The sequence below is a fragment of the Allorhizobium sonneratiae genome (assembly GCF_023700755.1).
In the GTDB taxonomy this organism is placed as follows: domain Bacteria; phylum Pseudomonadota; class Alphaproteobacteria; order Rhizobiales; family Rhizobiaceae; genus Allorhizobium; species Allorhizobium sonneratiae.
In genome coordinates this window covers 250,863-274,002 of sequence record NZ_JAMKOJ010000003.1, presented here as the reverse complement: position 1 = coordinate 274,002, position 23,140 = coordinate 250,863, and the positions used below count along the sequence as shown (strand labels likewise).

The 23,140-nt window shown below is 56.1% G+C and carries 23 protein-coding genes; 13 read left to right on the top strand and 10 right to left on the bottom strand.

Annotated elements, in window-relative coordinates; all coding sequences use genetic code 11:
• Positions 1-269: 269 nt before the first annotated feature.
• The 5 genes from mltG to fabD form a co-directional block, all read right to left on the bottom strand.
• Positions 270-1,466 (bottom strand): endolytic transglycosylase MltG, encoded by a 1,197-nt coding sequence (mltG, locus tag NAC44_RS06910; RefSeq protein WP_250939915.1) that lies wholly within the window; start codon positions 1,464-1,466, stop codon positions 270-272.
• A gap of 278 nt (positions 1,467-1,744) precedes the next feature.
• Positions 1,745-3,007, bottom strand: a complete 1,263-nt coding sequence (gene fabF / locus NAC44_RS06905; RefSeq protein WP_250939444.1) for a beta-ketoacyl-ACP synthase II — start codon at positions 3,005-3,007, stop codon at positions 1,745-1,747.
• Positions 3,008-3,217: 210 nt separating this feature from the next.
• The gene (locus NAC44_RS06900) at positions 3,218-3,454 is read right to left on the bottom strand and encodes an acyl carrier protein (RefSeq protein ID WP_250939442.1); all 237 of its coding nucleotides are present in this window, start codon (positions 3,452-3,454) and stop codon (positions 3,218-3,220) included.
• A gap of 270 nt (positions 3,455-3,724) precedes the next feature.
• On the bottom strand, positions 3,725-4,462 hold the full coding sequence (gene fabG / locus NAC44_RS06895) for a 3-oxoacyl-[acyl-carrier-protein] reductase (RefSeq protein ID WP_250939440.1): 738 nt from the start codon (positions 4,460-4,462) through the stop codon (positions 3,725-3,727).
• A gap of 28 nt (positions 4,463-4,490) precedes the next feature.
• On the bottom strand, positions 4,491-5,435 hold the full coding sequence (fabD, locus tag NAC44_RS06890; protein WP_250939438.1) for an ACP S-malonyltransferase: 945 nt from the start codon (positions 5,433-5,435) through the stop codon (positions 4,491-4,493).
• A gap of 204 nt (positions 5,436-5,639) precedes the next feature.
• Here fabD and NAC44_RS06885 point away from each other — a divergent pair, with 204 nt between their 5' ends.
• The 6 genes from NAC44_RS06885 to rplI all read left to right on the top strand — a co-directional run bounded on the left by NAC44_RS06885 (position 5,640) and on the right by rplI (position 10,586).
• On the top strand, positions 5,640-6,683 hold the full coding sequence (locus tag NAC44_RS06885) for an aldo/keto reductase (RefSeq protein ID WP_250939436.1): 1,044 nt from the start codon (positions 5,640-5,642) through the stop codon (positions 6,681-6,683).
• A gap of 291 nt (positions 6,684-6,974) precedes the next feature.
• Entirely contained in the window at positions 6,975-7,883 is a 909-nt protein-coding gene (locus NAC44_RS06880; protein ID WP_250939434.1) for an RTX toxin, read from the top strand.
• A 265-nt stretch (positions 7,884-8,148) separates the two neighbouring features.
• The gene (rpsF, locus tag NAC44_RS06875) at positions 8,149-8,598 is read left to right on the top strand and encodes a 30S ribosomal protein S6 (RefSeq protein ID WP_250939432.1); all 450 of its coding nucleotides are present in this window, start codon (positions 8,149-8,151) and stop codon (positions 8,596-8,598) included.
• Positions 8,599-8,610: 12 nt separating this feature from the next.
• A complete protein-coding gene (gene rpsR, locus NAC44_RS06870; RefSeq protein WP_250939430.1) occupies positions 8,611-8,859 on the top strand; it encodes a 30S ribosomal protein S18 in 249 nt (82 codons plus the stop codon).
• A 144-nt stretch (positions 8,860-9,003) separates the two neighbouring features.
• A complete protein-coding gene (locus NAC44_RS06865; RefSeq protein ID WP_250939420.1) occupies positions 9,004-9,987 on the top strand; it encodes a DUF2232 domain-containing protein in 984 nt (327 codons plus the stop codon).
• 23 nt (positions 9,988-10,010) lie between these two features.
• The gene (gene rplI, locus NAC44_RS06860; RefSeq protein ID WP_250939418.1) at positions 10,011-10,586 is read left to right on the top strand and encodes a 50S ribosomal protein L9; all 576 of its coding nucleotides are present in this window, start codon (positions 10,011-10,013) and stop codon (positions 10,584-10,586) included.
• A 206-nt stretch (positions 10,587-10,792) separates the two neighbouring features.
• Here the strand turns inward: rplI and NAC44_RS06855 are convergent, their stop codons facing one another.
• Genes NAC44_RS06855 through NAC44_RS06845 form a run of 3 tightly spaced genes read right to left on the bottom strand, consistent with a single transcriptional unit; the run spans position 10,793 to position 13,820 of the window.
• The gene (locus NAC44_RS06855; protein WP_250939416.1) at positions 10,793-11,593 is read right to left on the bottom strand and encodes an ABC transporter ATP-binding protein; all 801 of its coding nucleotides are present in this window, start codon (positions 11,591-11,593) and stop codon (positions 10,793-10,795) included.
• The gene (locus NAC44_RS06850; RefSeq protein ID WP_250939414.1) at positions 11,590-12,666 is read right to left on the bottom strand and encodes a FecCD family ABC transporter permease; all 1,077 of its coding nucleotides are present in this window, start codon (positions 12,664-12,666) and stop codon (positions 11,590-11,592) included. Before NAC44_RS06850 ends, NAC44_RS06855 begins: the two co-directional genes overlap by 4 nt.
• Positions 12,667-12,677: 11 nt before the next feature.
• Positions 12,678-13,820, bottom strand: coding sequence for an ABC transporter substrate-binding protein (locus tag NAC44_RS06845; RefSeq protein WP_250939413.1), 1,143 nt, complete (start codon positions 13,818-13,820; stop codon positions 12,678-12,680).
• 351 nt (positions 13,821-14,171) lie between these two features.
• Between NAC44_RS06845 and NAC44_RS06840 the strand changes: the two genes are divergently transcribed.
• Entirely contained in the window at positions 14,172-15,668 is a 1,497-nt protein-coding gene (locus NAC44_RS06840) for a replicative DNA helicase (RefSeq protein WP_250939411.1), read from the top strand.
• A gap of 259 nt (positions 15,669-15,927) precedes the next feature.
• Here the strand turns inward: NAC44_RS06840 and NAC44_RS06835 are convergent, their stop codons facing one another.
• The gene (locus NAC44_RS06835; protein WP_250939409.1) at positions 15,928-16,857 is read right to left on the bottom strand and encodes a DMT family transporter; all 930 of its coding nucleotides are present in this window, start codon (positions 16,855-16,857) and stop codon (positions 15,928-15,930) included.
• Positions 16,858-17,197: 340 nt separating this feature from the next.
• Here NAC44_RS06835 and NAC44_RS06830 point away from each other — a divergent pair, with 340 nt between their 5' ends.
• From NAC44_RS06830 to NAC44_RS06810, 5 genes are all read left to right on the top strand, one after another.
• Positions 17,198-17,881 carry a LysR family transcriptional regulator gene (locus NAC44_RS06830; RefSeq protein WP_250939407.1) on the top strand — a complete coding sequence of 228 codons (684 nt, stop codon included), beginning with the start codon at positions 17,198-17,200 and terminating at the stop codon, positions 17,879-17,881.
• A gap of 559 nt (positions 17,882-18,440) precedes the next feature.
• A complete protein-coding gene (locus tag NAC44_RS06825) occupies positions 18,441-19,163 on the top strand; it encodes a GntR family transcriptional regulator (RefSeq protein ID WP_250939405.1) in 723 nt (240 codons plus the stop codon).
• Positions 19,160-19,948, top strand: a complete 789-nt coding sequence (locus NAC44_RS06820; protein WP_250939404.1) for a transporter substrate-binding domain-containing protein — start codon at positions 19,160-19,162, stop codon at positions 19,946-19,948. The genes NAC44_RS06825 and NAC44_RS06820 overlap by 4 nt, the downstream gene beginning before the upstream one ends.
• A 61-nt stretch (positions 19,949-20,009) precedes the next feature.
• Complete coding sequence (locus NAC44_RS06815) at positions 20,010-20,681, top strand: amino acid ABC transporter permease (RefSeq protein ID WP_250939402.1); 672 nt, start codon at positions 20,010-20,012, stop codon at positions 20,679-20,681.
• Positions 20,678-21,337: an amino acid ABC transporter permease gene (locus NAC44_RS06810; protein ID WP_250939400.1), complete on the top strand. Its 660-nt coding sequence runs from the start codon at positions 20,678-20,680 to the stop codon at positions 21,335-21,337. Before NAC44_RS06815 ends, NAC44_RS06810 begins: the two co-directional genes overlap by 4 nt.
• A 22-nt stretch (positions 21,338-21,359) precedes the next feature.
• Here NAC44_RS06810 and NAC44_RS06805 read toward each other — a convergent pair whose 3' ends face one another.
• Positions 21,360-22,229, bottom strand: coding sequence for an AraC family transcriptional regulator (locus tag NAC44_RS06805; protein ID WP_250939398.1), 870 nt, complete (start codon positions 22,227-22,229; stop codon positions 21,360-21,362).
• Positions 22,230-22,393: 164 nt separating this feature from the next.
• Here NAC44_RS06805 and NAC44_RS06800 point away from each other — a divergent pair, with 164 nt between their 5' ends.
• Positions 22,394-23,092, top strand: a complete 699-nt coding sequence (locus tag NAC44_RS06800) for a hypothetical protein (protein WP_250939396.1) — start codon at positions 22,394-22,396, stop codon at positions 23,090-23,092.
• The last annotated feature ends 48 nt before the right edge of the window (positions 23,093-23,140 follow it).

Below are 23,140 nucleotides of genomic sequence, written 5' to 3'. Positions count from 1 at the left end.
TTAATGCACATGCACTCTGATAAACCGACTGTAGAATGGCTTAATCCACAATCGGTTTAAGCCATTCTACAGTCACCGGCAATCAAAGCATGTTGCGTTTCCTTGTCTCAATAAAACGACTGCGTCTACGCGGCAAAAAACAAAAATGAGAACTTTTCAGCGTTTTTGTGTAACACTGAAAAGCTCTCACTGTTTGTTATTACGTCTTACCAGACGGAAAACCGTTTCACACTTTTCCTGGAACTGCTCTAGCTGATGCCTGATCGGCCTCACTTCTGTTGCGGCACAGGCACGCTTTCCGGGTCTGGCACGACATCGCCGGTCGTGTCATCATTCTTCCCCTGCTCGGCCTGGAGCTTTCGCCATTGCCGAACATTGGCATTGTGCTCCTGCAAGGTGGCAGCAAAGACATGCCCACCCGTACCATCGGCAACGAAATAAAGATCCTTCGTCCGCCAGGGATTGGCGACGGCTTCAAGGGCAGCGCGCCCCGGATTGCAGATCGGCCCCGGCGGCAGCCCCTTGATCAGATAGGTGTTGTAAGGCGTCTGTTTTTGCAGGTCAGACTGATAGATCGGCCGGTCGGCAGGCTTGCCATCACCGCCGAACAGGCCGTAAATCACCGTGGGGTCGGATTGCAGACGCATGCCCTTTTCGAGCCGGTTGAGAAAGACCGAGGCGACATGAGCCCGCTCATCATCCTTGCCGGTTTCTTTTTCCACAATGGAAGCCAGCGTCACCAGTTCCTCCGGCGACTTCAGCTTGAGGTCGGCGGCGCGATTGGTCCAGATTTCCTGCACCAGCTTCTTCTGGGCCGCCAGCATCTGATCGACAATATCCTGACGCTGAGTGCCCCTGGTGAATTTATAGGTATCGGGACGCAGACTGCCTTCAGGAGGCAGCACCTTTGGCAAATCACCTTCCAGCATCGGATCGGCGGCAAGCTTGTCGAACATCTGCTTGACCGTGAAGCCTTCGGGAAAGGTCACCGCATAAAGAATCGATTTTCCCGATTGCAAAAGATCGAGAACATCTTTCATCGAAGACCCGGCCTTGATCTCATATTCGCCAGCCTTGAGCGTCTTGCCCTCACCGAGATAGGTACCACCGACATAGCGGAAGATGCGCGCATCGGAAATGATACCGTTGCGTTCGAGGCTGGCTGCAATTTCAGTCATGCCCGCACCGTTGCGCACGATGAAGTCGGCATTGGTCTTCAAGGGACCCGTCGCCTGAAAGACGCTCAGGGCGTAATAAAAACCGCCTATGGCCAGCACCACGGCAAAAATCACCAGCGTCATGACAAAATTCAGGAATGTCACCAGCTGACTATGAGCATGGCGTGAGCGGCGCGGCGGTTCCGGCACTTTTTCCGGTCGCAGGGCTTCGTTCGGTGATTTGGGAACAAGGGGGGATTGCGGTTGAGATGCGGCATGTCCAGCAGCATCCGTCTCCCGCTCATCAATCTTCTCGCTCACCGGCTCTCCTTCTGTTCAGCTTTCGCAGCCTTTTGAATCGACAATGCGGCGAAAGCGGGTCAGGCCCTGACTTCAGTCATCGCAATGCGCAAAACCTGAAGCAGGCACCCGGACAAGAGACACCGGTTCTGGCACATCCGATGTTACATTCATTGCAGCAGACCGTTTGCATATGGCCATGCCAGCAGGTTCATCGCGCCTATCAGCACAAAGTCCGGGCGACCCAAGGGAAAAGCTGGAGGCGGCAGGACGCCGCCTTTATTGGCTCACGCTTCGTAACGGCGCAGCACCAGCGATGCATTGGTGCCGCCAAAGCCGAAGGAATTCGACAGCGCCACCTTCACATCACGTTTGCGCGCCTTGTGCGGCACCAGATCGATCTTCGTTTCCACATCCGGGTTGTCGAGATTGAGCGTCGGCGGCACGATGCCATCACGAATGCTGAAGGCGGCAAAGATCGTCTCAACCGCACCGGCTGCACCAAGAAGATGGCCAATAGCCGACTTGGTCGAGGACATGGAAATTTTCGGCGCCGCATCACCGACAAGCCGCTCAACCGCGCCAAGCTCGATCGTATCGGCCATAGTCGATGTACCGTGCGAGTTGATATAATCGATATCGTCCGGCGTCACTCCGGCGCGCTTCAGGGCCATGGCCATGCAGCGATAGGCGCCCTCGCCCGTTTCCGAGGGTGCGGTGATATGGTAGGCATCACCCGATAAGCCATATCCCACGACCTCGGCCAGAATTTTCGCCCCACGCGCCTTGGCATGTTCCAACTCTTCCAGAACCACGATACCGGCCCCTTCCCCCATGACGAAACCGTCACGGTCACGGTCATAGGGACGCGATGCCTTTTCCGGACTGTCGTTATGCTGCGTGGAGAGCGCCTTGCAGGCGGCAAATCCGGCAATGGAAATACGATTGATCGGCGATTCGGCACCGCCAGCCACCATGACATCAGCATCGCCCAGCGCGATCAGACGGCTGGCGTCACCGATGGCATGCGCGCCGGTGGAGCAGGCGGTCACAACCGCGTGATTAGGACCGCGCAGCTTATGGCGGATGGAGACCTGGCCGGAGGCAAGATTGATCAGACGACCGGGAATGAAAAAAGGGGAAACCCGGCGTGGCCCCTTGTCGCGCAGGGTGTAACCAGCCTCAACAATGCCCTCGATGCCACCAATGCCGGAGCCGATCATCACGCCTGTGGCAATCTGGTCCTCATCGGTTTCCGGCTTCCAGCCGGCATCGGCCAGGGCCATATCGGCAGCCGCCATGGCATAAATGATGAAAGCATCGACCTTGCGCTGCTCCTTAGGCTCCATCCAGTCGTCGGCATTGAAGGTGCCATTCGACCCGTCGCCAAAGGGAATGCGGCAGGCAATCTGAGCCGCAAGATCATCGACCTCGAATTCGGTAATTCTGCGTGCGGCGCTCTGACCAGCAAGAAGATTGGCCCAGGTCAGTTCAGAACCGCAACCCAAGGGTGATACCATGCCGGTACCGGTGATAACGACACGCCTCATGCGCCAACAAACCCCGCAAAATATCGACAACAGAGCATATCCGGCAAAACACCCAAGGCGTCACCTCAGGATATGCATCACAACTTCAAGTGAGCTGGTTTCTTCTTCAAAACCATGCATCACCGCTTCAGACACAGGACCGGGAAAGCGGACCTTTGCGGAGCAGGAAAACCCGCTCCGCAACCGGATGACTGAAAATCAGCCTTGAGATCAGCCCTGGGCCTTCTCGATGAACTTCACCGCATCGCCAACCGTGAGGATGGAGTCAGCAGCGTCATCGGGAATTTCCACGCCGAATTCTTCTTCGAAAGCCATGACGAGTTCCACCGTATCCAGCGAATCCGCACCAAGATCATCAATGAAACTTGCGCCTTCGACAACTTTGTCTGCTTCCACGCCCAGGTGGTCAACAACGATCTTCTTCACGCGTTCTGCAATATCGCTCATGTCGGTTTTCCTCGACCTCTTGTCTTGAAAAGGGACGCTTTGACAACATCCCACCCTTATTGAACCGATGGACCATTGGTGGCCACCGGCAATTCCGTTGAACCGGCTTTTCAAGCGTTTTTCTGCGCCCTTCGCCAGGACCGGGCCTTCCGCATCCGGAACAACGGCTCACAGTCCTCGCCCGATTAACATGGTTTCAGGCCGCCGGAAAGTCTCAAAATGGAAGACTTGCCCCTTGTCCCTCACTCGTTTAAGCCGATTCGGCCTCTTTCAGATCATCGCCATGCCGCCATTCACATGCAGTGTCTGGCCGGTGACATAGCTTGCCTCAGAGGAGGCCAGATAGAGAACGGCAGCAGCGATTTCCGCTCCCGTTCCCATGCGTTTCATGGGAATGGCCCCCATGATAGTCTCTTTTTGCTTGTCGTTCAGCTTTCCGGTCATCGCGCTCTCGATGAAGCCGGGAGCGACGCAGTTGACCGTCACATTGCGGGCGGCAATCTCCTGGGCCAGCGATTTGCTGAAACCGATCATGCCCGCCTTGGAGGCGCAGTAATTGGCCTGGCCCGGATTGCCCGTCACGCCGACAATCGAGGTGATGTTGATGATGCGGCCATAGCGGCGGCGCATCATCGGATGGGTCAACTCGCGCGTCAGGCGAAAGGTCGCCGTCAGATTGACTTCGAGAACGCTGTCCCAATCGGCGTCGGACATGCGCACGAACAGGCCGTCCTTGGTGATGCCAGCATTGTTGACGAGAATATCGACACCCTCAAGCTCGGCTTCGGCCTTTTCGCCAAGCGCCTTGACCGCATCGCGGTCGGCCAGATTGGCCGGGAAAATCTTCACCCGCTCACCAAGCTCGGCGGCCAGCGCCTCAAGCTTTTCGGCCCGAGTGCCATGCAGGCCAACGACAGCGCCCCGGGCATGAAGGGTTCTGGCGATCTCTTCGCCAATGCCACCGGTCGCACCCGTCACGAGAGCCTTGCGGCCAGTCAAATCAAACATCGCGATGATCCTTGTCTTGTGGAAATGGTCACGCCAGAAGCGCCGTCAAGGCCGCTTCGATATCGGCAGGCGAATTAACGGCCGTTCCGGTGATATTCTTGTCGATACGGCGTACGAGACCGGTCAGCACCTTGCCCGCACCAATTTCATAAAGAACGGAAACGGCGTTGCGACCGAACCATTCCACCGTTTCGCGCCAACGGACCTGACCCGTGACCTGTTCCACCAGAAGCGCCCGGATCTCATCGGGATCGCTCACGGGGGCGGCGCGCACATTGGCAATCAGCGGCACACAGGGCGCCTGCATCTTTACCTGCGCCAGCGCCTCGGCCATCGCCTCTGCAGCGGGCGCCATCAGCGCCGAATGAAAAGGCGCCGAAACCGGCAACATGATGGCGCGTTTGGCGCCTTTTTCGCTGGCGAGAGCAGCAGCCGCTTCGACGGCGGCTTTTGCGCCGGAAATCACCAATTGGCCACCGCCATTGTCATTGGCGATCTGCACCGGACCAGCCTCAAGCGCCTGCTTGCACACCGCCTCGACATCGTCATGCTCCAGGCCGAGAATGGCAGCCATCGCCCCTTGTCCCACCGGAACAGCATTTTGCATGGCATTGCCGCGAATGCGCAAAAGCTTCGCCGTATCAGCAAGCGACAGGCTACCTGCCGCACAGAGCGCGGAATATTCACCGAGCGAGTGACCGGCAACATAGGAACAGCGGCTGGTCAGGGCAAAGCCCTGGGATTCCATCACCTTCAGCACAGCCATGGATACGGCCATCAGGGCAGGCTGGGCATTGGCCGTCAGCGTCAGGTCTTCCGCCGTGCCGTTCCACATCACATCTGACAGCTTCTGTCCAAGCGCCTCGTCAACTTCCTCGAAAACGGCGCGTGCCACATCAAAAGTTTCCGCCAGATCCTTGCCCATTCCGACAGCCTGGCTGCCCTGGCCCGGAAATGTAAATGCCACACCCATCGGGTACTCCCTTGAATTTTTAACGCTTCAATCCACAAAGTCACTGGCGGAGTCAAGTCATGGGCGCCTTCGAGCAGGCGAACAAAAGGGCAAGAGCGCTCTATATAAGCAATTCCAGTGACTTGTTTCCTGTCAATTTCGGCCTAAATTGCGCCCGTCCTCCCGACTGTCTTTCACCAACAATCAACTTTGAGACGTGATCTTATGAAATATAAGCAACTTGGCCGAACGGATATTTCCGTTTCCGAAATCTGCCTCGGCACCATGACCTGGGGCAGCCAGAACAGCGAGGCGGAAGCCTTTCAACAGATGGATTACGCCCTTGAAAAGGGTGTGAATTTCTTTGACACCGCCGAACTTTACCCGACGACGCCATTGTCTGCCGACACCTATACCGACACCGAAAAGATTATCGGCCGCTGGATTGCGGCGCGCGGCAAGCGTGACGATATCGTGCTGGCAACCAAGGTGGCGGGTGCCGGTCGCGATTATATCCGCGGCGGCGCACCGATCAATGCCGACACCATCCGTCAGGCTGTGGATGCAAGCCTGAGCCGCCTCAACACCGATTATATCGATCTCTACCAGATCCACTGGCCCAATCGCGGCCATTATCATTTCCGCGGTGTCTGGGGCTATGATCCGTCGAATCAGGATCGCAACCAGGTGCTCGACGAGATCACCGAAAAGCTCGAAGCGCTTGAGGACTGCGTCAAGGCCGGGAAAATCCGCGCCATCGGCCTTTCCAACGAAACCTGCTGGGGCACGCAGACATTCCTCTCCATCGCCGAGAAAAAAGGCCTGCCGCGCGTCGCCAGCATCCAGAACGAATATAATCTGCTCTACCGGCCTTACGATCTCGATCTGGCGGAACTGTCTCATCATGAAGAGGTCGGGCTTCTGGCCTATTCGCCGCTTGCCGCCGGTATCTTGAGCGGCAAATATCTGGGTGGCGCTGTGCCTGCCGGTTCGCGCGGCTCAATCAACGGCAATCTCGGCGGGCGGCTGACGCCGCATCAGCAGGAGGCGACCCGCGCCTATGTCGATCTGGCGAAAGAGCACGGCCTCGATCCCAGCCAGATGGCGCTGGCTTTCTGCCTGACACGGCCCTTCATGGCTTCGGTCATCATCGGCGCGACGACAATGGAGCAGCTTCAGACCGATATCGGCGCAGCCGATGTGACACTGTCCGATACCGTGATGAAGGGCATTGCCGATATTCACCGGCGCTATCCGATGCCGATCTGATCGTCTCGCATCCCCCCCATCATGCCCCTGCCTTACTGCATAATTCCTTAAATCGGAATCGATTTAAGGATAAAATTATGCAGCAAATTTAAAGTGCTACAGCGCCGTGCGCTATATATGGCGCACGGCGCTGTAGCCGGGGCATGATATTTGGCACAGGCCTCTCAAGCAGGGCGCTGACCATATGCAGAAAAAGCCAGGGAACCGCCCTCGTTAACGCATCGCTTACCGTGCCACCCATTCGCATTCGCCATTTTCTGTATGTCTTATATAATGAAATAATATAGGGCGATGAACACAATGGGACGCATGACCAGCATCAACAGCTTTTATCTCAATCCCAATGCGGCACGCTATGCCGAAACCCTTTTTGCGCGCCCGGCCGCAAGCGTGTCATCCTCTTCGTCCTTCTCCGCAGAAGACAGATCCGCAACAACAGAAACGGCTGGCCAGCGGGCGCTCTCGCGCATCATCGCCATTTTGAGCCTGAGCGGACCGGATGGCAGCGGCAACAGTGCCACGGTGGATGAACGCCTCGGCTATGTTACCACGGCTTCCGGCACGGACGGAAACGACAGCCTGACCTTTTCCGCCCGTGGCCTTTTCGATGTCGAAACCGGCGCCGGCGATGACAGCCTGACGGTCAAGGCGGGTGCAGTGAATGCCGTTTCGACCGGCGACGGCAAGGACACAATCAAGGCCCAGGCGCGCGCGATCACCGATATCGACGGCGGTGCCGGCGATGACGACATGCAGTTCATCGGCACGCTTTTGATGGGCATTCAGGGCGGCGAGGGAAACGACACGATCAAGGCCTCGGGTCAGGCGCTGATCGGCATCGATGGCGGCGCGGGCAATGACACGCTGTATCTCGAAGGCAACCGGATTTTTGCCAGCGGCGGCACAGGCGACGATGTCATCGACATTCATCAGACAGGCACTAACCCCTTGGCCGAGCTTGGCTTTGCCGCAGGCGACGGCAAGGACAAGGTCACAACCGACGGCGCCTTGTCGATCCGCCTCAGCGGCTATACGGCAGACGACGCCATGGTCTCGACGGCAAACGGCAAGCTGACACTCACCTTCAAGGGATCGAGCGACAGCATCACCGTATCGCTGACCGGCAAGGACCAGACCGGATCAGCGCCGTCCTGGCATTTCACCACGGATCAGGGGCAGACTGTTCTGCGCATCGGTTGATTTTTGCCGTTTGCACCTTGCCTTTCCGTCAAAAACCTCTATAAGCGCCCCGTTCACAACACCCGGTCATTCGGCTGGTGGCTGAACGGAGGGCCGGCAGACTTGTTCTGCCGACAGGATCGACAAGCGATCCGGCCTCCCGTGTCTCCGCTCTCGACCGTCTCGGAAAACGCTTTTCTTGCTTTGGCCCCGGCCGATCAGGAGCAGTCGTTGAGGCTTGGCGCCGCTGCCGGGTGACGACAAAAGCAAGAAAGGCAAGCTTACCATGGCTCTTTACGAACATGTATTCCTTGCCCGACAGGATATGTCCGCACAGCAGGTCGATGCCCTCGTAGAACAGTACAAGGGCGTTATCGAATCCTTCGGCGGCAAGGTCGGGCGCGTAGAAAACTGGGGCCTCAAGTCCCTCACCTACCGCATCAAGAAGAACCGCAAGGCACATTACGCCCTCATGGACATCGATGCTCCGGCAGCCGCGATCCATGAAGTCGAGCGTCAGATGCGCATCAACGAAGACGTTCTGCGCTATATGACCATTGCCGTCGAGGCCCATGAAGAAGGCCCCTCCGCAATGATGCAGAAGCGTGACCGCGACGACCGTCCGCGCCGTGACGGCGACCGTCCGGACCGTGGCGATCGCGGTGACCGTGGTGATCGCGGCCCGCGTGAAGGCTTTGGCGACCGTCCGCGCCGTCCGCGCGAAGACCGTGCATAAGGAGATTTGACTATGGCTGACGTATCCTCTTCTCCGGCTCGCCGTCCTTTCCATCGCCGTCGCAAGACCTGCCCCTTCTCCGGCGCCAACGCCCCGAAGATCGATTACAAGGACGTGCGTCTGCTGCAGCGTTACATTTCCGAGCGCGGCAAGATCGTTCCTTCGCGTATCACCGCCGTTTCGCAGAAGAAGCAGCGTGAGCTGGCCCGCGCCATCAAGCGCGCCCGCTTCCTCGGTCTTCTGCCTTACGTCGTCGCGTAAGTAACAGACGGAATGCGAGGCTCCCGCGTCTGCGGGGGCCTTTTCCCTTTCGCGGCGGGCGCGGATCGGATCGTGAATTTTGACCCATGTTGAGGATAGAAGGCAAACGCCGTTCCTCTAACTGCGAGACGCAGGACAGCGACCTTGAAACAACCGGATGTGAAATTGCTGCTGACCGGCATATTGGCCGGAGTGACCGCCATCTTCCTGGCTTTGGCGGCCAATGCGCAACCGTCCTTTTCCTCCATGCTCTATGCAGCCTCGGCCATGCCGGTCATGATTGTCAGCCTGCGCTGGGGCAATCTGCACGCCATCATCGCCATCGTCACCGCCATTATCATTGGCGCGCTTGCCGTCTCGCCGCTCTTTGCGCTCGCCATGGCGATTTTCACTCTGCTGCCCGCAGGCTGGATCAGCCATCTGGCCAATCTGGCGCGCCCGGCCTCTGAAATCGGCGGTCCGGACAATCTGATGGCCTGGTATCCGCTGTCCGACATTCTCATGCATCTGTGCATGATCGTCTCCTTCGCCGTCATCTTTCTTGGGGTGATGATCGGCTATGGGGCCGATCTGGTCGGCAGCATGGTCGATGCGCTGGTGCAGGCGCTGTCGCTCAACGATCCGGCCACCGCGGCAGCCATCGGCAGTTCTGACCGGCTCAAGCCGATGCTGCTCCTTGTTCTGCCGATCATGCAGGGCGCCATGTGGGTGCTGATGCTGTTTGCCGCCTTTTATCTGGCGGGACGCATTGTCTCGGCCTCCGGCCAGACGACCCGCCCGCGCGAGGATGTGCCCTCCGCTCTCAGAATGAACCGCAACGCGCCGTTCATGTTTCTGGCCGGCATCATCGCCTGCTTTATCGGCGGCATTCCGGCGCTGATCGGCGCAACGGTCTGCGGGGCCTTTGGCGCAGGCTTCCTCATGGGCGGCTTTGCCTCGATCCATGAGCGCACACGCGGCAAGGAATGGCGTCTGCCGGCGCTGATCCTCTGTTACATGGCCGCCATCCTGGTATTCCCTGCACTGTTCATCATGATCCTCGGCCTGATCGACACAAGACGAACCGTCGCCCTGACGCCGCCGCGTCCCGGTGACACCCCTCCGAAACAACAAGACAACAAACAATAAGCAAGACTTGAAAGGATAAGACAATGGAAGTCATTCTGCTCGAACGCATCGCAAAGCTTGGCCAGATGGGCGAAGTGGTGAAGGTGCGCGATGGTTACGCCCGTAACTACCTTCTGCCGACCGGCAAGGCTCTGCGCGCCAATGCCGCCAATAAGACCCGGTTTGACGCCGAGCGCGCCACGCTCGAAGCCCGCAACCTTGAGCGCAAGTCCGAAGCCCAGAAAGTGGCCGAGGCTCTGGAAGGCAAGTCCTTCATCGTCGTGCGCGCTGCCGGCGAAACCGGCCAGCTTTACGGCTCCGTTGCTGCCCGCGACATTATCGACACTCTGGCTGGCGAAGGCTTCAACATTGCCCGCAATCAGGTGGAACTGAACAACCCGATCAAGTCCATCGGCCTGCACAAGGTCACGCTGCACCTGCATTCGGAAGTTGAAATCGCCGTTGAAATCAACGTTGCCCGCTCTGCCGAAGAAGCCGAGCGTCAGGCCAAGGGCGAAAGCCTCACCTCCGCTGACGCCATCTACGGCGTTGACGAAGATGCGCTGCGTCCGGAAGATTTCTTCAATCCGGAAGCCGAATACGAAGACGAAGAAGCATAAGCAGACCATCTCTGCCCGCTTCACGCCCGGCCTCGTGCCGGGCGTTTTCATTTGATAAGCCTTTATAAGGGGTTAGCCGCCAGACTTACAGCGCCGTGCGCCAAATATGGCGCACAAAAAGGTCGCTGTAGCGCGCCATTCGATGTGATGGATTCACATCCGTGCGATAAACTCTTGTTTTGCGCAATTCTTACCGCAAAACCGTGTTACAGATTTGCAGGAGTTTCTCTCGCGCGGACCGTGAGCGGATAAATCGCCCGGAAGCCGCCCTCCTCCAGTTCGATCAGACGACATTCGACGCCATAAATTTCGGCGATCATCTCCGGTGTGAGCACATCGGCTGTACGACCTGCCCGCTGGATCACGCCCCGATGCAGGATGACCGTCTTGTCGGCATAGCGGGTGGCCAGATTCATGTCATGCAGAATGGCAAGCGTCACGATGCCGTCCTGCCGGGTAAACGCCTGCACCACATCGAGCATATGCAGCTGGTTGGCAAGATCCAGCGCCGAGGTCGGTTCATCCAGGATCAGCAGCTCCGGTTTGCGCACCAGCGCCAGCGCGAGAGCGATCATCTGCCGCTCGCCGCCGGAAAGACGTGACGGCTGCATCCGGGCAAAGCGCATCAGACCGAGACGCTCCAGCATCTGTTCGGCACGATGAAAACTGTCTTTTTCCGTCTTCCAACTATGGCGTCCGCCATTTTGCGCCAGAAGCATCAGCTCAAACACGCTCATCTGCACATCGAGATGGGCAAGATCCTGCGCCACATACCCAACCTTGCGCGCACGCTCGGCGGGCGATGCGGCAATCAGATCAAGCGCGCCGAGCTTTGCATTGCCGCTTGCCTTGCGCAGCCCGCACAGCCCCTTGACGAAGGTGGATTTGCCTGCCCCGTTCGGGCCGAGAATGGCGACGATCTCTCCGGGTTTTGCCGTCATGCCCGCGTCGTGCACGATCGGCCTGCCATTGATGGTTACGGTATATGTCTCAAGGGAAAGGCTCATGCGAGGCTTCCCCGCGTATTGCGCAGCACCAGAAAGATGAAGAAGGGCAGACCGGCCAATGATGTCACCATACCGAGTGGCAGTACGGCGCCGGGCAGTATGACCTTGGTAAGCAGCGAGGCCGCCGTGGCAAACACCGCCCCCACTGCCATGGTCGCAGCAATGGTGAAGCGATGGTCCTCACCCGTCAGCATCCGCGCCACATGCGGCGCGACCAGCCCGATAAACCCGACAATGCCGACCACCGCCGTGACCGAACCGGCCAGCAGGGCTGAGAGCACCAGCATGATGGTGCGCAGACGCCGCACCCTCACCCCGAAAACCGTCGCCTGTTCGCCAAAACTGCGCAAGGCCGTCAACTGCCAGGCATGAAACAGCACCACCGGCAAGACGGCCAGACAGACCGCACCGGAAATCGACACTTTCAGCCAGGTCGCCCGTTGCAGCGAACCCATGAGCCAGAAGACAATGCTTTGTAACTGATCGACACTGGCCGTATATTGCACCAAGGACAGAAGCGCGCTGAAGACGAAATGCAGCGCAATGCCGAGAAGCGTAATGACCTGAACATTGCGCGCGCCCTGTGACAGCCCGAGTACCAGCAGTACCGCCAGCAATGCGAAGATGAAGGCATTGAGCGCCGTCATCAGTTCCGGTGGCAGAAAGGGCAGAAAGCTGGAAAAGGCAAAGCCTGCCCCCAAAGTCAACGCCGCGCCGAAACCGGCGGCGGACGACACGCCCAGCGTAAAGGGCTCGGCCAGCGGATTGTCGAGAATGGTCTGCATCAAGAGCCCTGCCAGCGACAGGCTGATGCCGGTGATCACCGCCATCAGCGTCATCGGCATGCGCAGATCCCAGACGATGAACACCGAAGCCTTGTCCGCCGCTGCCGGATCGAACAGGGCTGCCAGCACCCTGGCAAGGGTCAATGTTCCCGAACCGATCATGATGTCGAGAATGGCAATCATCACGGCTGCAAGAACAAGCCCGCCAATAACGGCAAGACGCCACCATAAGGTGGCGTCATACCCATAACCCGGTTTTTGCGAGGGTTCCGCAAGGCTTGCCGACATGGGAGCCTGCATCACTTGGCGTCAAGTTTGGCGCCGAAAATCACCTTTTCATCGCCAAGCCCGGTCATCTTCGTCAGGATTGTGTTCAGATCGGCATCGGGATCGACCGCCTTCATCGCCTCGGGATGGAAAGCCTTGGCCATGTATTCGATGGCATAAATATTCCAGACGCTGGAATAGAGCTGGTGGTAAAGCCCATAGACATTGCCGGATTTCACTGCCTTGATATTGCTGAAGCCCGGGCGTGCGGCAAGCTTTGCCATGGCCGTCTCAATGCCCTTGCGATCGGCATCGAAACCGAAGGCAGGAGAAACCGCAGCAGGATCGGCAAAAGGCGTGCCGCTCATCATGTAGAAATCAGGCTCCGCTCCGATAATGCTTTCGAGCGTTACATCGCCGGTGCGACTGTTCAGCATTTTCGTACCGAGATTGTCGCCGCCTGAAGCCTGCACAAGCTTGCCCCAATAGACATCGCCATGGGTGAAGCAGCAGAATTCCGGCCCCTTCTTGCCCGCCAAAGCCTCAAAAAAGACTTTCGGCTTTTTCAGCCCGGCAATGGCGTCATTGACGGTTTTCTGATGGCTGAGATAGAAATCGACATAGTCCTTGGCTTCGGATTCACGATTCAGCACCTTGCCAAGCAGCTCGACGCTTTTCACCGCATTAACGGCGGGCTCCATCTCGCTGTCGATCATCACCACCGGAACGCCCAGGCTTTTCAGGCTTTCCAGAACATGGGCGTCTTCCAGCGCCTGCTTCACCCGCGCATGGACGATGACCAGATCCGGCTTGGCGGCGACGATCTCCTCCATATTCACCTGACCGTCATCGCCAAATTTCATGTCGATCGGCTTTGCTGCCGAAGTCGGCCATTTCTTTTCAAAGGCCGCCCAGCCCTTGCTGTCAGAGCGGGCCAGAATATTATTCCACACCACCACACGGCTCAGCGGATCCTGCCGGTCGAGCAGAGCCAGGGTGAAGAGGTCGCGTCCATCCTGAAGAACAATGCGTTTCGGCTCGGATTTAATCTCCACTTTGCGTCCGGCGAGATCGGTGACGGTCACCGGATAATCGGTGGCCTGTGCATAAACAGCAGGCAGGGCAAAGACGGCGGCAAGGACAGCCAGCCGAAGACGCGAAAACAGACGTATCATTACAAGGTCCTTGAAAACGTGAACGCAAGAGGTTCAGCGGCATTGAAAAGAATGGGCCGGTTTTCGCGCCATAACATGAGCTTGTCAATCATATTAAACTGCATACACACGAAAACGTGAGAACTCTATCGCCGCCACCTTCGTCAGGCGGTCGATAGACCCTTCAAAGCCTTTCACTGTATCATCTGCGAGGGACCAAACTGATTCGCAGCATGCAACAGTCAACCGAATAATTCCCCTTATGTTATGGGGGCTGTGAATCACTGTGTGAATCACAATGAGCCATTTATCGGCCCGGTGGCGACCGTTAAAGTCAGGAACAAGCCCTCAAGATGAAATGGATGATGACCGATGAATGACGTTGCGCGCAGGCTCAACCCTGCCCAGCAGGCCGAGCCGAATTACCGCGAAGCCCCGAACAATATCGAGGCGGAACAGGCGCTGCTCGGCGCGATCCTGGTGAATAACGACGCCTTTTATCGTGTCTCGGATTTTCTCAAGCCCCTGCATTTCCACGAGGGTCTGCATCGCAAGATCTTCGAGGTGGCGGGTGACATCATCCGCATGGGCAAGACCGCCAATCCCGTGACCATCAAGACCTTCCTGCCCGCCGACCAGAAGGTGGGCGATCTGACGGTGGCGCAATATCTGGCGCGGCTGGCCGCCGAAGCCGTCTCCATCATCAATGCCGAGGATTATGGCCGAGCGATCTACGATCTGGCGCTGCGGCGCGCGCTGATCCAGATCGGCGAGGACATGGTCAATATCGCCTATGATGCGCCGCTCGACATGCCGCCACAGGCGCAGATCGAGGATACCGAACGGCGCCTCTTCGATCTCGCCGAAAACGGTCGCTATGACGGCGGGTTCCAGTCCTTCAATGATGCCGTGGCGCTGGCCGTGGACATGGCGGGGGCGGCCTTCGAGCGCGACGGCAATCTTTCCGGCATCTCCACCGGCATCGTCTCGCTGGACAGCAAGATGGGCGGTCTGCAACGCTCCGACCTTATCATCCTTGCCGGACGTCCAGGCATGGGGAAAACCTCGCTCGCCACCAATATCGCCTGGAATATCGCTGCATCTTACGAACCGGAAGTGATGCCGGACGGCTCGTTCAAGGCGAAAAATGGCGGCGTGGTCGGCTTTTATTCGCTGGAAATGTCGTCTGAACAGCTCGCCACCCGTATCATGTCGGAGCAGACCGAGGTGTCGTCCTCGAAAATCCGTCGCGGCGACATCACCGAGCATGAATTTGAAAAGCTCGTGGGCTTTTCCCAGACCATGCAGAAAGTACCGCTCTATATCGACCAGACCGGCGGTATTTCCATCGCCCAGTTGGCAGCCCGCGCCCGCCGCCTGAAACGCCAGCGCGGTCTCGATTGCCTGGTGGTCGACTATGTGCAGCTGATGACCGGCTCAAAGAAATCCGGCGAAAACCGCGTGCAGGAAATCACCGAAATCACCACCGGCCTGAAAGCGCTGGGCAAGGAACTGAACGTGCCGATCGTGGCGCTCTCGCAGCTCTCCCGTCAGGTGGAAAGTCGCGACGACAAGCGTCCGCAGCTTTCGGACCTGCGTGAATCAGGCTCGATCGAACAGGACGCCGACGTCGTGCTCTTCGTCTTCCGCGAGGAATATTACGTGAAAAACATGGAGCCGCGCGATCCCGCCGATCCGAAATATACGGAATGGGAAGCGCAGATGGAGAAGGTCAAGGGCACGGCGGATGTGATCATCGCCAAGCAGCGTCACGGACCGACCGGAACTGTCAAACTCGCCTTCCAGGCCGAGTTCACCCGCTTCGCCGATCTCGCCGACCCGAGCTTCATTCAGTATGAGGAACCGTGATATAAAGGCATATCGGCATAATTTTCCATTGAAAGCATGTCGCGTTTTATTGTCTTGAATAAAACGATAACGGACATGCGACACATCAAAGACTTAAGGCACGTTGGCTGAGACTGATAAGCAGCAACGTGCTTTAGAGCATTGTCCCGAGAAAAGGGTGAAACGGTTTTCCGTCTGGAAATGCCGATCACCGGCTGGCTTCAGAGGTGGATGATAGACTTCCATTTCAAGGGAAGACTTATAGACCATGACGTCACGCTCACGACTGTTTGGCAGGTGAGTTTGATAGGTTCTTTATAACGGTGGCACGGTGATCGTGCTTCGAACAAAGATACACACCGATAACGATCCCGATGACGCTGACAATATGATAATTTTCAAGCCGAACACCCAGGAATGTGATGGAGAGGAGTCCGGCAGAAAGCGGGATGAAATGTGTGAAAATTTCACCTCTAGTTGCACCAATCTCTGCTATTCCCTTGCTCCAGAGCAAATAGGAAAGCCAGGAGGGAAAAATAACAAGGTAAGATAGGCCGATCAGCGTGCCCCATTCGAGTTTCAGTTCCATGGCTGCCCCGTTTTGTGCAGCAACAAAGCAGAACGGCATAAGAACAACGGCTCCGACAATCGCACAGACCGTGACAAACACATTGCCCTTCAAATCTTTGGGTTTTGTCCGGAGAAAAGAGCAGTAGGTGCCCCAGCTAACAGCAGAGACCATCGTCCAGAAATCACCAATATTGATGTTTTCCAGGAACCGCAAGTTCGTGACATCGCCTTGGGTCACAAGCCAGACAACACCCAATGTACTGATGATAACGCCTAAAATATTCGACTTGGATATATAGTCTTTAAAAAATATCCAATTAAGAGAAAGAACAATCGAAGGTGTTGCCGATAGATAAATGGCTGCATTGAGTGGTGATGTATATTGCAAGCCAACATATAGGGTAACTGGAAACAGAACCTGACCCAAAACACCAAGAGCGATGATTGTTTTCTTGCTCTTCCTTATAATCGGGAGTGCCTGTTTCAAACTCCGGAAATTAAATATCAAAAGCAGGCAGCTTGTGAGAGACCATCTGAGTTCAGAAAGAAGGATGGGGTCAACCTTTCCCACCATGAGCTTTCCAACAACATAATTACCTCCCCAGAAAACAGCAGCGAGGGCGAGAGACAGATAGGCCATGATCCTTATTGTCCTCTCTGAAGAAGAACGTAGCGTTCGTACTTAAAATGGACGTCACAACATTTCCTGAGACGTCCATGACTCATTTCCTTGAACTCACTGCGGGCCAGCGTATCGAGAACAGCCGCTTTCAGAGGGATTGAAGAGCCAGGCAGGGACACAAGGTATAGTCTTGTATTCATGTCCATGCATTTTAAATTACTTGTGCATGTTTTTCCGCGATAGAGCATGGCTTAATCCTTTCATGACTAAAATTCTGCAATCTTAGACAGGGCTGCTCATGTTGCATCGCAAAATTGTTAACGCAGAAATATAGACTATCAAAACGAGTAATTTTAATATGGGTATCGAAAAATTCGATGGCCGCGCATTGTCATTCTTTCCGGCCCTCTCCACCAAGAATATGGTTCACCATATGACTATTTTGGAACTTGAAGCATTTATCGCGGCCGTCGAGACAGGCAGCCTCAGCCAGGCGGCGTCCCGCCTCGGCAGGGTTCAATCCAGTATCTCTCTTAGAATAAAACAACTCGAAACCGAATTAGGCGTTACAATACTGGATCGCAGCTACGACGGAATTGTTCCGACAGAGGCAGGAAAAGATTTATATCGACGAGCATCTGACATTATTTCCAGAATCAACGAAATAAAAGAATCTATAGCAACAATGAAGGAGGATTCAGATATAAAGATTGGCCTCATCGAAGTTGTTCCAACCGACAAGGTTAATCAAATAATAAAAAAATTGAAATCCGCAAACATCCGATACGAAATCAAGTTTGGAATGACAGAGAATCTTATAAATATGATCGAGAATGACGATCTCGATTTTGCCATTATGGGCAGTGGATATACGTCTCCATCGTTAATTCATATTCCACTCTATACTGAACAGCTTGTCTTGATATCATCCCCAGGCATTCAAGAAACTGACGTCCTGTCCACACTTGATCATTATGATTTTTATGTGCATAGCAAAAAAGTATATCAAGACGTAATATTGACCTCTTGTTTCAACAATTAAAACGCCGTCCAAAGAGTATAATGGAATGCGGCTCCTATCATCATTTATTTTCGACGATACATGAAGGCCATGGCATTTCTATGGTCGCAAAATCTGTCATCGCCGAATATGGAGAACGTTATAATTTAAAAATACATGCGTATCATGGACCTTTTTCAAATTTAAACATAGAATTATCCTACAAAAAAAATATTGAAATTAAAAGACATAAACATCATTACAAAATCCATCACGGATTCACTCAAAATCGGATAGGTGATTGAAGTCATTTTTTTAAAAGATAATACAAAAAACAAAATGCCAATTCATATTTTTATATAATGCACACTGACCCTCATTTTTAGACAGCCTCCATCAATCAGCCTATTTTTTAATCAACTTCATCTCATGCCGAGCGAAGGGACAAGTTTAAGCCCCCGTCCCTTAACGTGAAAGATAAAACCGCATCAGCACTGAAAACTATTGGATTTCAGTGGTATAAATTACATTGCTAACCCAGTTGGCTCTATCAGCGTCTTGATTAATTCGATCTGGCACATCACTTGCTTACCAATCTTGTATGCAAGATGAAAAGACACAGAACGGCACAACACCTGAGAGCATCGACACCGCGATCCTGAACAGCATCCTGTCGGCGCGGATCAAGCCTGGCGCACGGCTGGGAGAGAGCCAGCTGGCGGAACTCTTCTCCGTGTCGCGCACCCGTGTGCGCGAGGCGTTGATGCGGCTTGAGGCGCGCGGCATCGTCCATGTCAGCCCCAAGCGCGGCTGGTATGTGCATGAGCCTTCCGCCACCGATGCCATGCAGGTTTATGCGGCACGCCGCGTGATCGAATTTGGCCTTCTGCGTCATATGACGCCGCTGACGGATGCGCAAAAACAGGTGTTGCGCGACCATCTGGCTGATGAAAAACATGCCATTATCGAAGGCGATCGCCAGCGGCTGACCTTTCTGATGGGCGATTTTCATATCCGCATCGCAGAACTTGCCGGCAATCCGATCCTGACCGGCATGCTACAGACGCTGACGGCACGCACGATCCTGATTTCCATGCTCTATCAGTCGGACCTGCAAGCGCTGCAATCGCATGAAGGTCATTGCCGCATTGCCGAGGCAATCGAGCGTGAGGATTTCAGCGCTGCTGCCGAGCTTTCCATCCAGCATCTCGACGATGTCGAAACCGGGCTCGATCTGACCCGTACCCCCGATCCGCTGGCCGATCTGCGCCAGTCACTTTCCCTTCCCGCCCACCCTTCCAGGAAAAAAAGGACCATGCCATGAATTTTGCCCGTCGCGCCTTTCTTGCCGCGTCCCTGATCACCGCCGCCATCGGTTTTGGCAGCGCAGCCCATGCCGATGCGCTGAGCGACATTGCCGCGCGCGGCACTCTGCGTGTTGCCGTGCCTCAGGATTTTCCGCCCTTCGGCAGTGTCAACTCCGATATGCAGCCGGAAGGCTATGACATCGACACCGCCAAGCTGATTGCCGACAAGATGAAGGTGAAGCTGGAACTGGTGCCGGTCAGCAGCGCCAACCGCATTCCCTATCTGCAGACCAACAAGGTCGATCTGGTGATTTCCAGCCTCGGCAAGAATGCAGAGCGCGAAAAGGTCATCGACTTTTCCGATGCCTATGCGCCCTTCTATAACGGCGTTTTCGCGCCTGCCGATGTGAAGATCAAGGATGCAGCCGATCTTGCCGGCAAGACGGTCGGCGTTACCCGCGGCGCCATCGAGGATCTGGAACTGACCAAGATTGCCCCTGCCAGTGCCACCATCAAGCGCTATGAGGACAATAACGGCACGATTTCCGCCTTCCTCTCCGGTCAGGTCGATGCGATTGCCACCGGCAATGTCGTGGCCGCCGCCATCATCGCCAAGCACCCGCCGAAAATGCCGGAGCCGAAATTTCTGATCAAGAACTCGCCCTGCTATATCGGCCTCAACAAGAATGAGCCGGCACTGAAGGCCAAGGTCAACGAGATCATCAAGGCGGCGATTGCCGACGGTTCGCTGAACAAGATTTCGCAAAAGTGGCTCGCCATGGCCCTTCCGGCCAAGCTTTAAGATCGTGAGCGTCTTAGCCCCCGCCTGACATCATCAGGCGGGGCGCGGACTGGAGTGTTCCATGCATTACGTGTTTCATTTCGGCTGGATTAGCGAATATTACCCAATCATTCTCAAGGGCATCGGCGTCACGGTTGAACTGACGCTGGTGGGCGGCCTGATCGGCATCAGCCTCGGCATGGTTTCGGCCTGGTGCCGCACGCTTGGACCGAAATGGCTCTCCGCACCCGTTGGCGTCTATGTGGAGCTGATCCGCAACACGCCCTTCATGATCCAGTTGTTCTTCATTTTCTTCGGCCTGCCCTCCATCGGCTTCAAGCTGACGGAAATGGAAGCGGCCAATCTGGCGATGGTGGTCAATCTGGCGGCTTACGCCTGTGAAATTATCCGTGCAGGTATTGAGGCAACGCCGAAAGGCCAGTTCGAGGCCGGTGCTGCGCTGGCGCTGAAGCCGCTGCAAACCTTCCGGTTGATCATTCTTATTCCGGCGCTGCAGCGCATCTGGCCAGCACTGTCGTCGCAACTGGTCATTGTCATGCTGGGGTCCGCCGTGGTGTCGCAGATTGCCGCGCAGGATCTGACCTATGCCGCCAATTACATCCAGTCGCGCACCTTCCGCGCCTTCGAGGCTTACACGGTGTCGACCGTACTTTATCTGCTGCTCGCCATTCTCCTGCGTCAACTGCTGGCACTGATCGGCAGTCATCTTTTTCCGAAGGTCACGACACGATGATGCAGTTCACCCTCTGGGACATTGTCCGCAATCTCCTGCTTGCCGCCCGCTGGACTCTGCTGCTGTCGCTTGTCTCCTTCATCGGCGGCGGCATTGTCGGCCTGATCCTGCTGATGCTCAGAATTTCAGCCGCAAAAGCGGCGAGGCTGTTTGCCAAGGGCTTTATCGAATTCTTTCAGGGCACGCCGCTTTTGATGCAGCTCTTCATCGCCTTTTTCGGCCTTGGCCTGTTCGGCATCGACGTTCCGGCCTGGCTGGCGGCGGCCGTGGCGCTAACCCTGTGGACAGCGGCTTTTCTCGCCGAAATCTGGCGCGGCTGCGTCGAAGCCGTGCCGAAAGGCCAGTGGGAGGCGGGCAAAAGCCTGGCCCTCACCTATGCCCAGCAGATGCGGCTGATCATCCTGCCGCAGGCGCTCCGGATCGCCATTCCGCCGACAGCCGGCTTTTCCGTGCAGGTGGTTAAAGGTACGGCGCTCACCTCGATCATCGGCTTTGTCGAACTCTCCAAGGCGGGCACCATGGTCACCAATGCCACCTTCCAGCCCTTTACCGTCTATGGCGTGGTGGCGCTGATCTATTTCGCCATCTGCTATCCGCTGTCGCGCACGGCAAAATATCTGGAGCGTAAAATGGCGGCAGCGCCCGTCGGGCATTGAGAGGAACACGAGAGATCACCGATTAAATCACCAGAACCGCCCGGCGATACTGTCCGGGCGTGAGCCCGGTGCGCGTCTTGAACTGGCGCGTCAAATGCGCCTGATCGGCAAAACCGCAGAGAAAGGCCACCTCGGCAATCTCCCTACCCTCGCCCATCAGTTTTTTCGCCTGCCTGACCCGAAGATGCGTCTGATAAGCATGCGGCGTGATATTCCAGCAGGCGCGAAAAGCCCGGATCATATGAGCGCGACTTAGATCGACGCTAGCGGCCAAGGCTTCAAGACTGACCTCCTCGGCGAAATGGGCATCGAGATAATCGCGCAGCCGCCTTGCCGCCCGATGATCGCGATAGGGCCTGACCTCGACGCCGCTTTGCCCATGACGGCGAAAAATCATGGTCAGCAAGGAAAACATCCTTTCACCCGCTTCCAGATCGGACACCCCTGCCTGCAACTGGCGATGGGTCTGCAAAAAGGCCATGGCCAGTCCCGGGTCCGACAGCAATTGCTTGGCAAAGAAGGGTGTGCCGGAAAAGCACTGCTCACCGGCATCGTTCAAGATTGAGCGCGCCAGCGAAACAGACGGATAAATCATCCGGTAACGACAGCCGCCTGTATCCACGGCAGCATCGTGCATTTCCTCCGGATTGATCAGATAAAGATCGCCGGGGCCGGCCACATCCCGGCAACCGCGAATGGTGGCGCGTTTGCGTCCCATCTCCATCGCGCCAATACCGAAATGCTCATGGGCGTGCGGGGCAAAGCGATGGGTTAAAAAACTGGCCGTCATACACTCCATACCCGACAGCCGCTCATCACGCCAGAACTCCACCTCCTCGCGCAGAGGAGGTGACGTATCGCGATACAACCGGGTAAGGAAATAGCTGTCCATCCATTGAAAATAACAGGGGCAGCTGCTTCTTGTCTTGAAGAAAAGTGACAGTGACACACAGGTCACCGTCTGTATCAGATGGTACAGAATTCAATCCTTGATTGGTGCATCATTCAGAACCAAAGCGACCGTGATCGGCTCGATACAGAAACAAGGATTGATCAATGACAATTTTGCAAACACTGCATGAAAAGGCGGATTTACAGCCTGAGCAGCATGGCAACGACAGCCTGATCGGTTATTGGAACCAGACATGGTGCACCTGCACGCCACCATCAGGCGCCAATGCAGGCATTGCCTTCAGTGGCTGGGCCGATACGACGCAAGCCCTGCTCAGCAGCAATCCGGTCGCAGCTCAATTGCAGGGCACGCCCTATATCTGCTTCGGCGGCGGCAATAGCAACGGGGCCTTCACACCCGAGGTTCTGGAAGAAATCAATTCGGCTATTCAAAGCGGCCAATGCACGGCCTTCAAAGGCATTGCCTATGATGTCGAAGAAGGTGACAGCGGACTGGAAAGTGCCTTCGCGCAATCCTTCGCCATTGCCAAAGCGGCAGGCTTGAAGGTTCTGGTCACCGTCAGCCATTCTGCTCCCTATGGCATCACCGATGCGGCGAGCCTGATGCAAAGCTTCTTTGCCAATGAGGATATCGATTATCTCTCGCCGCAGCTTTACACCACCGGCACCGAAAGCGAAAACAACTGGGAAACCTCGGCTGGCGTCACCTGGGACGAGTATGCCACGGCCAAGGCCGCCATTGTGCCCAGCATCGTCTATGCCTCCTATTACGCCAATGCTCAGGAAACCTTCGCCAGCTACGGCGTCACCACCGGCGGCTATGTCGTGTGGAATTGTTACTGACACATGATCTCATAAGGGTTCCCGCCCGCCCCTTGCATCCGGTCAGGT

Coding starts and splice junctions, on each gene's coding strand:
- fabF (WP_250939444.1), bottom strand. CDS start 3,007: ATGAGGCGTGTCGTTATCACCGGTACCGGCATGGTATCACCCTTGGGT.
- NAC44_RS06900 (WP_250939442.1), bottom strand. CDS start 3,454: ATGAGCGATATTGCAGAACGCGTGAAGAAGATCGTTGTTGACCACCTG.
- fabG (WP_250939440.1), bottom strand. CDS start 4,462: ATGTTTGATTTGACTGGCCGCAAGGCTCTCGTGACGGGTGCGACCGGT.
- fabD (WP_250939438.1), bottom strand. CDS start 5,435: ATGGGTGTGGCATTTACATTTCCGGGCCAGGGCAGCCAGGCTGTCGGA.
- NAC44_RS06885 (WP_250939436.1), top strand. CDS start 5,640: ATGAAATATAAGCAACTTGGCCGAACGGATATTTCCGTTTCCGAAATC.
- NAC44_RS06880 (WP_250939434.1), top strand. CDS start 6,975: ATGAACACAATGGGACGCATGACCAGCATCAACAGCTTTTATCTCAAT.
- rpsF (WP_250939432.1), top strand. CDS start 8,149: ATGGCTCTTTACGAACATGTATTCCTTGCCCGACAGGATATGTCCGCA.
- rpsR (WP_250939430.1), top strand. CDS start 8,611: ATGGCTGACGTATCCTCTTCTCCGGCTCGCCGTCCTTTCCATCGCCGT.
- rplI (WP_250939418.1), top strand. CDS start 10,011: ATGGAAGTCATTCTGCTCGAACGCATCGCAAAGCTTGGCCAGATGGGC.
- NAC44_RS06855 (WP_250939416.1), bottom strand. CDS start 11,593: ATGAGCCTTTCCCTTGAGACATATACCGTAACCATCAATGGCAGGCCG.
- NAC44_RS06850 (WP_250939414.1), bottom strand. CDS start 12,666: ATGTCGGCAAGCCTTGCGGAACCCTCGCAAAAACCGGGTTATGGGTAT.
- NAC44_RS06845 (WP_250939413.1), bottom strand. CDS start 13,820: ATGATACGTCTGTTTTCGCGTCTTCGGCTGGCTGTCCTTGCCGCCGTC.
- NAC44_RS06840 (WP_250939411.1), top strand. CDS start 14,172: ATGAATGACGTTGCGCGCAGGCTCAACCCTGCCCAGCAGGCCGAGCCG.
- NAC44_RS06835 (WP_250939409.1), bottom strand. CDS start 16,857: ATGGCCTATCTGTCTCTCGCCCTCGCTGCTGTTTTCTGGGGAGGTAAT.
- NAC44_RS06830 (WP_250939407.1), top strand. CDS start 17,198: ATGGGTATCGAAAAATTCGATGGCCGCGCATTGTCATTCTTTCCGGCC.
- NAC44_RS06825 (WP_250939405.1), top strand. CDS start 18,441: ATGCAAGATGAAAAGACACAGAACGGCACAACACCTGAGAGCATCGAC.
- NAC44_RS06820 (WP_250939404.1), top strand. CDS start 19,160: ATGAATTTTGCCCGTCGCGCCTTTCTTGCCGCGTCCCTGATCACCGCC.
- NAC44_RS06815 (WP_250939402.1), top strand. CDS start 20,010: ATGCATTACGTGTTTCATTTCGGCTGGATTAGCGAATATTACCCAATC.
- NAC44_RS06810 (WP_250939400.1), top strand. CDS start 20,678: ATGATGCAGTTCACCCTCTGGGACATTGTCCGCAATCTCCTGCTTGCC.
- NAC44_RS06805 (WP_250939398.1), bottom strand. CDS start 22,229: ATGGACAGCTATTTCCTTACCCGGTTGTATCGCGATACGTCACCTCCT.
- NAC44_RS06800 (WP_250939396.1), top strand. CDS start 22,394: ATGACAATTTTGCAAACACTGCATGAAAAGGCGGATTTACAGCCTGAG.